The sequence below is a fragment of the Methanosaeta sp. UBA458 genome, from assembly GCF_002496085.1.
In the GTDB taxonomy this organism is placed as follows: domain Archaea; phylum Halobacteriota; class Methanosarcinia; order Methanotrichales; family Methanotrichaceae; genus Methanothrix; species Methanothrix soehngenii.
The window spans coordinates 16,295-24,187 of record NZ_DAIK01000050.1 but is presented as its reverse complement, the minus strand read 5'-3'; the positions used below and the strand labels follow the sequence as shown (position 1 = coordinate 24,187).

Below are 7,893 nucleotides of genomic sequence, written 5' to 3'. Positions count from 1 at the left end.
CTATTTCAGGCTCATAAGGGGATAGCACCTCTCCCGGTCGTACTCCAGCCGGGCGGAGATCACCTCCCCTTCATATTCTATCTCCACCAGGGCCCAGATCATCCTCCCTTCCAGCTCGCCGTAGCCGAAGACATTTTCAGAGAGCATATCCCGGTCTATCCTCACCTCGACCCTCCGCACATAAGGCTGAAGGGAGATACTCTCTTCGATGGCCTTCTCAAGGCTGGATGCTGTCCTCATTCCCACTGGCGAGCCCACGAACTGGTGATAGAGTGCTCCCAGCTTTATTCCTGCCTCAAAGGCTGCTATTTCCCTTTTTGTAGGCGTGAAATCACCACCGGACTTAACAAATACATGATTATCAGAGCGCCCAACAGGATCGCGGTATAAATGGTATTGCTCTGAAAAAAGACCGCCCAGGCGGCAGCAATGGTGAAGAAGCCCAATATAGACAGGACTCTCTTGTCCCTTATCTTGGGATATGGTATGCTGCTTATCATGAGCAAAGCCAAAATGAGCATGAGTGTAACGGCAAGCCCAGGCCGCCCCAATAGGACGCTGGCTGATAGAGCCATGCCTGCAGCAGGAATGGGCAGGCCCTCGAAGAGCTGATCGCTCTTGTTTGAGATATTGAACCTGGCCAGGCGGAGGGCTCCACAGATGACAAAGAAGATCGCTGCCGGCCAGATCAGGAAGGGGAGGCTGAATGCCTGAACAACAAGAAAGGCCGGCGCTACACCAAAGGACACCAGGTCTGCCAGGGAGTCCAGGTTAGCTCCCAGGGGACCGGATCCCCTCTTTCTGGCTACAAATCCGTCCAGTCCATCTGCTATCGCTGCTAATATTATGAGAACGACTGCTACCTTTAAGATATCCAAAGATTGTGATTCGCAGATGACGAGGATGGCAGCAAATCCCAGAGCGATGTTCAACATGGTGAACAGGTCTGGCGGCCGGAGTGCGCGCAGGATATTCATGAAGTGACTCCTGGTGACCCAGAAGAGACTAGAACTCCTGATGAACCTGATGCCACTGGAACTCCTGGCAGCTCCGAGTTGCACTTGATGGCAAGAACCGTCTTCCCCGCCCGGACGCTATCTCCAATGGCCACTTGCAGCTTGTATCCCCTGGGAATGGTGGTCTCCACCCGCGAGCCAAAGCGGATCATGCCTATCCTCTCCCCCCGTAGGACGTGATCTCCGGGTTTGACATAACAGATGATCTCTCTTACAAAGGTCCCGGTGATCTGGCACAGCTGAATCTCTCCGTCCTCGGTATCGATTCTAATTCTGTTTTGCTGGTTTTGGCACGAGCGGTTTAGAAAGGCTGGGAGGTGAGTGCCTTTCCTTTGCTCCACACTGATTATCGTCCCATCTAAAGGCGACCGGTTAACGTGCACATCGCCGAAGCCCATGAATACGGTGACCTTCTCAGGGGTGGCCTGAATGATCCTTCCGTCTGCTGGAGAGAGCATACCCTCGCTTTGCGGCAGACGGTCTGGGTCCCGGTGAAAGAATATCATGAACAGCAAACCCATAAAAGCGGCAGCCGATATGTACCAGTTCCCGGCAGCGGCCAGGGCAGCGGTCAGGATAATGGGCACCGATATCCATCCGCGGGAGTCTTTTGCCAGCTTCAAGCGGCATCTCCTCTGGGGTGTCTTATGTCCGCTGCCAGCTCATCTATGATCGAGAGGAGTTCGGGGAGGAGCAGGAATATCATATAGGATATCAGCAAGAGAGCAGCAACAGATCCTATCTTGGCGATCAGATTATGGGCAACCTCAAAGCTTGCGCTTCCAAACCAGCTCCAGCCGTAGGCCATGATCACGAATCCATTTCTCACTAGGTTCAGGATATAGATGGAGATGATAGAGACCACAAGAGCTGCCGCCCTCCGGCCGATTGGTGCTCGGACGGATATGATGAGTCCTGAAAAGAGGGCGATGCTCTCAATGGCGGTGCAGGCGAGGATGATCTCCACCGACCTACCGTTCAGAGTCATGATATTCCAGCCGGGCATGACCACCGGAACAGATAGAGCCTGAAGGGCTTGCACAGTCATGAGGGTGGTAAACCCTATCAGTGCCTCTCTCAGGGGCTCGATCTCGGCGAATGGAAAATAGACCATTCCGCATACTGCAGCGGCATAGCTTGCCCAGAGCTGGGCTTTGGAGGGGCCGCTCCTTCTAGTCATTATCCAGGCCATATAAAAGCACATGAGACCGGCAGCAGTGAAGAGGATGGCATTGAAGTAGTCATTGATGGCCAGATAGTGCCCGGGCTGAGCCAGCCAGAATACGCCAAATAGGAGCCATCCGGACAGGGCGATGAGGCTCTTTTTGGTCAGGGATGATACAAGCAGCAGAAGCAAGCTGATCCAGAGCAGATAAGAAGCCAGCCAGTCCAACATCATTCACCTAAGAAGTACCACAGGTTTATTTAGCATTATCTACTTACATCGCGATGATATGAACTTGGTGGGGGCTGGATTCACACCATTTATGGGTTTGGTTGATCATGGATCGAAATGCTTTTATTTTATTTTCTGCAGCGAGCGTGCTTCTCCTGGCCGTGGCCGGAGCGCAGATAGCCGAAGCAGGGTCATCTGATGCCGTCGGAAAGATAGATGCTGATCTGGCAGAGATGCTCGGTGGTGCGGGAGAGGAGAGGATACCTGTGATTGTGATGCTGAAGGGCACCGAGGCTCTGGATATTGACGGCTTCGATGTCAAGTACAGCTATCAGCTCATCCCCGGCCTGGCTGGAGAGGCAAGCAGCACTACCATCCGAGAGATGGCAGAGAGCGATAGAGTATCCGCTATCTATTTCGATGATCCTGCGAAGATATCGGCACCAGTCGAGGATATCGCATCTGCACCGGATAATGCTCTGGTTTATGATAACTCTTCCGTCGATGGGCAGGATAACGATTCTGATGGCCCATCAGATGGTTACATCTCTCCCGCCCGGATCATCAAAGCGGATAAGCTCTGGGAGATGGGGATCGATGGCAGGGGGATAAACGTTGCGGTGATCGATTCAGGCATCGACAAGAATCATCCCGATCTGATCGGCAAGGTGATCGCTGAGAAGAACTTCCTGGCCAATGAGATCACAGCAGACGATCTTTTGGGCCATGGCACAATGATCGCCGGGATCATCGCCGGCTCAGGTGCCAGCTCGGGCGGAAGATATGTGGGAATTGCCCCCGGGGCGAGCCTGATCAATGTCAAGGTGATCGACCAGAATGGCGATGGCAGGGTATCGGATATCATCGCCGGCATTGAGTGGGCCATCTACAATGGCGCTGATGTTCTGAGCCTCAGCCTGGGAGGGATAAACCTGGGCGAGACCAATCCCCCCATAACCATGGCCGCAGATAATGCCGCGGATCAGGGTGTGGTGGTATGTGTGGCTGCGGGAAACCGCAACAGCACTGAGAACGAGAATCAGCTGTCGGGAGCATCGTCCAGCCAGCTTCGAGGCTCTCCTGTCGAGCTCTCCCAGACGGAAGAGAGCAGCGGCAAGGACGTCTATTTCCTGTTTGTGCCCATCGTCTTCGCCCTGCCTCCGGGGCTGATAGACTCGCCAGGCGACGGGGTGAATGTCATCACCCTGGGTTCAACCGATGCCGCGGGGCATATGGCCAGCTTCTCCGGCTCCGGACCGACCAGGGACGACAGGATCAAGCCGGATGTCGTCGCTCCGGGAATGGATATCATCTCCACAGTGCCCGCTGGCCTTGAGGGGCCGGAGTATGTTGATACTTATTATGCCCGGGAATCGGGGACAAGCCTCTCCACGCCCATTGCCGCAGGTCTCGCTGCCCTTCTCTTGCAGGAGAGGAGCAACCTAACTCCCGCAGGGATCAAGGGGGCGATGACCAGGGGAGCGGCCAAGCTCAATAACACCCATGGGGTGGCTTACGAGGCATACTATCAGGGAACTGGCCTGTTGGATGCTCTACATTCCTATCAGCTCCTGGAGGAGCTGGGAGATGGGATGAGCGGCGTTGTGCCTGATCTGTGGAAGCCGGGTCGGTGGGCATATCTGCCCTCAGGAGAAGGAGTCTATGTGGGCCTGGATACAGGAGCAGACCGGCCGCAGAAGAAGATCTATGCCCTTGCCCCTGGAGACCGCGACTGGAATACCAGGTTCGTGTTCTTCAGCAACCGGGAGAGAGATGGGATTTCCCTCTCCGCTCAGGGGGAGATAGCAGATTGGGTCAGCCTGCAGGCCCTTCCTGAGCACATATCATCCAACGGTCAGCATGTCTTTGCCGCATCCATCCAGGTGCCGGAAGATACGGATCCTGGAGATTATTCCGGATCGCTTGATATCACTGACTCCGATAAGACGGTCCTTGAGATACCGGTCAGCCTGACGGTGGCAGAGCCCCTATCCATCTCCCTGGGAAAAGGAGGGAATTCCGGAAGCCTGACCGGGAACCAGTGGGATTACTATTATCTGGATTTGCCGGTGGGATCGAGGGGGATTGAGGTCAGGCTGGACTGGAACTCCGAATCGGATTCCATTGATGCTGATCGAACTGATTCCAACTCAACGGCTTTTAGCTCCACCAACGCCAGCTCCACGGACCTTGGCTCCAGCCTGGACCTGTTCCTAATATCCCCCACCAGCGAGTACTATGCCGGAGGGCCGGAGGGCAGCTCCAAGAGGGTAGCAATCGAGAGCCCGCCTTCGGGAAGGTGGCTCGTGGCCGTGTATAGCGAGAATGCATCCGTTAATGCCAGCTATACCCTCCAGGTGGAGCAGGAGATGATAGAGCCCACTCCCAAGCGGTGGCACATAGACTCCGCCAATCCGGGAACGAATGCCAGCATCGAAATCCTGCTGGAGAATAGAGGTCTGGCGATGGAGAATCTGAGCTATGCGGCAGTTATCGAGAACGAAAGCCTGGTGGAGTATGAGGGCAGAGTGGGATTGAAGCAGATCTGGAACCAGACGGTGAATGTAACCGATGAGACCATAAGGCTCTCTGCAGAGCTTGCCACCATTGAGGGCAGCAGATACAGCGAGGTGGCCCTGGTCTTTGAGGATCCCGATGGAATGGCAAGCGAGGAGCATGCGGATTTGGGGTCGGGATATCTCGGTCCGGTGGAGGTCTCCAATCCCCAAGCTGGCAGGTGGGCGATCAACGTCTATGGGTATAATGTCCCCGAAACCGGCCAGCCCTTCAGGCTCACTGTCAAACAATACAAAGAGGAGCCCTGGAGCTGGATCAGCATCAGCGGCCCTGACCGGCTGGAGGCAGGCAGCAACCAAACCCTAAGGGCCAGCCTTGCCTTGCCCCAGAATCCTGCCCAACACCAGCTGCAGGGATACTTAAAGATCTGGGCTAACAATAGCAGCATCCAGATCCCGGTGAGCATCTCGCTGGCCGGATCAGGGCTTGTCGGCCTGAGCTCGGAAAAGGTGCTGGACGAGGATGAAGATGGCAAGCATGACCAGCTGGTTTTGGGATTCGGGGTGAATGTCACCATTCCAGGAAATTTCAGGCTGAATGGGGTGGTGAACGATTGCCTTGGGAATAGGATCGATGTGATAGATCAGAGCCAGAGGCTGGATGAGGATGGAGATATTCATGTCAACGTCAGCGGCACCGATATCTGGAGAGCGGCCAAGTGCGGCCCCATCAGAATCGAGAACCTGGTCCTCTACGATAATACTGGCAACTACCTTGATCGCTATGAAGAGGATATCCGCATAGATCGTGATCCCAAAGAGTTCCAGGCGCCTCCTGCCTACATCAGCGGATTTGTCAATCAGACCACTATGGAGGTCATAGCCGTTGGGGTCAACCTATCGGTGACAAAGCCGGGAACCTATCGGATCGATGGGTTCATCCTGGATGATTCCGGGAAGGAGATCGGATACGAGAAGGTTGAAGAACGCCTTAATCCGGGCAACCACACCCTCAGCCTCGAGTTCAGTCCCTCAGATTTTATTATCCTGGAGGAGGTCTCCCGGGTTCGGCTGGTTGATCTGGTTCTGACCTCTGACGGGGAGGAGCTGGAGAATAGAGACCTGGCCTGGACCTCAGAGGAGATGGACCCCCTAGCATTTAGAGCGGTGCCTGGGTCTGGGGAGGCCATGGCATCTCAGGAGTCGGTGGTCCCAGCAGGCTCTGACTCTAATCTTCCCTTTCCGGCAGCAGAGGGAGCGGTATTGAGACGGGAAAATGGTACGGTGGTCATATCCTGATACCTTAAATGTCTCTTTTTCATGTGACAAGAGAGTCGGACATACCGCTGGTGGGATGTCTGTACTTCGGAGTGGTGGATCGAGGGAGCAATCTCCTGCAGATAAGGCCGAGCTGCGGCTGCAACTTAAGCTGCCCCTTCTGCTCGGTTGATGCCGGTCCCAGCTCGAGGTCAAGGGTGACAGACTATCAGGTGGACCTGGACTATCTGATGGAGGCGGTTCGGGAGATAGCTCCCTTCAAGGAACCCGGGGTGGAGTGCCATATCGACTCCCCTGGGGAGCCTATGCTCTATCCGGATATCGTAGAGCTGGTAGGGAGGCTGAAGGGGATAGGAGAGGTCAGTGTCGTCTCCATGCAGAGCAATGGCACTCGTCTGGATGAGGAGATGATCAGATCTTTAGAGGAGGCGGGGCTGGACAGGATCAACCTCTCCATGCACGCTTTGGATCCGGAGCTGGCGGCGTATCTGGCGGGAAGGCCGGGATTTGATGTCCAGGGGCTTATAGAGACAGCAGAAAATATTGCCAAAAGCAGAATCGACCTATTGATCGCGCCGGTGTACATTCCGGGAATAAACGACCAAGAGATTCCAAAATTGATCGATTTTGCCATTAGATCAGGAGCGGGAAAGAGGTGGCCGCCCCTTGGGATTCAGAAGTTCGAGCACTACCGGCTGGGCCGATCGCCGCGGGGCGTTCGTGCGGAGAACTGGTGGCACTTTTATAACCGCAGCATGCCGCAGTGGGAGAAGGAGTTCTCTCTGCCCCTGAGGCTCAAGGCGCAGGATTTCGAAATTGAGAAGCGGCCCATGATCCCCACGGTCTTCAAGAGAAATGAGAAGACAAAAGTGGAGATAAGAGCTCCCGGCTGGGTAGAGGGCGAGCAGCTTGGAGTGGCAAAGAATCGGGTGGTATCGGTGGTGGACTGCCCGAAAAAAGAGGGGAGCGTGCGGGTGAAGATAGTATCCAATAAGCACAATATCTATGTGGCTGTTCCAGCTTGAAGATGGGCATTATCAGCTTTGCTGCACGCAAAATTGCTTTAAGGCGAATGCTCCTCGATCTCCTCCTCCAGATCTTTCAGATATCTTCTCAGCACCTCATTTCTCCTGCTGGCCATCTCTTTTCCTCTCCTGGTATGCATTCGGGATTCCAGCCTGAGGAGCTTTCTGTAAAAATGATCCAGATTCCATTTGCCGTCATCCGGCTCACGTCTCTTGCAGAAAGGATCCTGAGGGCTGTAGAATGCCCGGTTTATAGACCCGCCGGTCATAAAGGCTCGGGCTATGCCGACAGCGCCCATGGCATCCAGCCGGTCGGCATCCTGAAGTATTTTTCCCTCCAGGGTTTCAGGCTCGATTCCCTGGGAGAAGCGGTGCACCTCGATCGCATAGAACACCTTCGCTTTTTTCTCTTCAGGCAGATCGATTTTCTCCAGAAACTGGCACACTGCCTCCCGTCGCCTGACATCTTGATCCTGCTTTGCATCTAATGAGCCAAGAGAATGCTTAGATCCCTCTAAAGCATCATGCAGTAGAGCTGCCAGGAGAAGAACAGGCATGTCCGCCCCCTCGGCCAGGCCGATCACTTTGGCATTATGATAAACCCTTAAGATATGAGAAAAGTCGTGCGCAGGGTCCGCATCCTTATACAGCCTCTCGACATC

At 54.7% G+C, this 7,893-nt stretch carries 7 protein-coding genes; 2 read left to right on the top strand and 5 right to left on the bottom strand.

Going from position 1 to position 7,893, the window contains the following annotated elements; all coding sequences use genetic code 11:
• The 4 genes from BP822_RS03440 to artA are packed head-to-tail and all read right to left on the bottom strand — an operon-like array spanning position 1 to position 2,415.
• On the bottom strand, positions 1 to 282 hold the full coding sequence (locus BP822_RS03440; RefSeq protein ID WP_269798859.1) for a dihydroneopterin aldolase family protein: 282 nt from the start codon (positions 280 to 282) through the stop codon (positions 1 to 3).
• Between the two features lie 23 nt (positions 283 to 305).
• Positions 306 to 977, bottom strand: coding sequence for a CDP-diacylglycerol--serine O-phosphatidyltransferase (gene pssA / locus BP822_RS03435; protein ID WP_013718372.1), 672 nt, complete (start codon positions 975 to 977; stop codon positions 306 to 308).
• Complete coding sequence (locus BP822_RS03430) at positions 974 to 1,639, bottom strand: phosphatidylserine decarboxylase (protein ID WP_013718373.1); 666 nt, start codon at positions 1,637 to 1,639, stop codon at positions 974 to 976. Before BP822_RS03430 ends, pssA begins: the two co-directional genes overlap by 4 nt.
• A complete protein-coding gene (gene artA, locus BP822_RS03425; RefSeq protein WP_232844317.1) occupies positions 1,636 to 2,415 on the bottom strand; it encodes an archaeosortase A in 780 nt (259 codons plus the stop codon). The genes BP822_RS03430 and artA overlap by 4 nt, the downstream gene beginning before the upstream one ends.
• Positions 2,416 to 2,558: 143 nt before the next feature.
• Here artA and BP822_RS03420 point away from each other — a divergent pair, with 143 nt between their 5' ends.
• Both BP822_RS03420 and BP822_RS03415 read left to right on the top strand, forming a co-directional pair.
• A complete protein-coding gene (locus BP822_RS03420; RefSeq protein ID WP_286877746.1) occupies positions 2,559 to 6,227 on the top strand; it encodes a S8 family serine peptidase in 3,669 nt (1,222 codons plus the stop codon).
• Between the two features lie 8 nt (positions 6,228 to 6,235).
• The gene (locus tag BP822_RS03415) at positions 6,236 to 7,231 is read left to right on the top strand and encodes a radical SAM protein (RefSeq protein WP_013718376.1); all 996 of its coding nucleotides are present in this window, start codon (positions 6,236 to 6,238) and stop codon (positions 7,229 to 7,231) included.
• Between the two features lie 38 nt (positions 7,232 to 7,269).
• On the opposite strand, the gene BP822_RS03410 is transcribed toward BP822_RS03415, so the two are convergent.
• A partial coding sequence (locus BP822_RS03410; RefSeq protein WP_286877745.1) for an HD domain-containing protein occupies positions 7,270 to 7,893 on the bottom strand: 624 nt, incomplete at its 5' end.

Bases quoted from the DNA above. Each gene is read 5' to 3' on its own strand.
- pssA (WP_013718372.1), bottom strand. From the start codon at position 977: ATGAATATCCTGCGCGCACTCCGGCCGCCAGACCTGTTCACCATGTTG.
- BP822_RS03415 (WP_013718376.1), top strand. From the start codon at position 6,236: ATGTCTCTTTTTCATGTGACAAGAGAGTCGGACATACCGCTGGTGGGA.
- artA (WP_232844317.1), bottom strand. From the start codon at position 2,415: ATGATGTTGGACTGGCTGGCTTCTTATCTGCTCTGGATCAGCTTGCTT.